The sequence below is a fragment of the Stenotrophomonas sp. GbtcB23 genome, assembly GCF_019091045.1.
Classification (GTDB): domain Bacteria; phylum Pseudomonadota; class Gammaproteobacteria; order Xanthomonadales; family Xanthomonadaceae; genus Stenotrophomonas; species Stenotrophomonas rhizophila_A.
The window spans coordinates 1-231 of the sequence record NZ_JAGXKC010000746.1 but is presented as its reverse complement, the minus strand read 5'-3'; the positions used below and the strand labels follow the sequence as shown (position 1 = coordinate 231).

Here is a 231-nt window from a genome sequence, read left to right as displayed (position 1 = left end):
GGCATCGTCATTGCCGGGCCGTTCAATTCCGGCCTGCTCGCCGGCAACAGGAAATTCAACTATGCCGATGCGCCGGCGGATGTGCTGGCCCGGGTCGACGTGCTGCGCACGGCCTGCGAGGAAGAAGGCGTCTCGCTGCAGGCCGCCGCCCTGCAATTCCCCCTCGCCCATCCGGCCGCGATGACCATCGTTTCCGGCGCCCGCACGTCCGGGCAGATCAGATCGAATGTC

1 protein-coding gene is annotated in these 231 nt (G+C 67.1%); it reads left to right on the top strand.

Annotated elements, in window-relative coordinates:
- On the top strand, positions 1-231 hold a 231-nt coding region (locus KVS69_RS20780), incomplete at both ends, for an aldo/keto reductase (protein WP_217540242.1).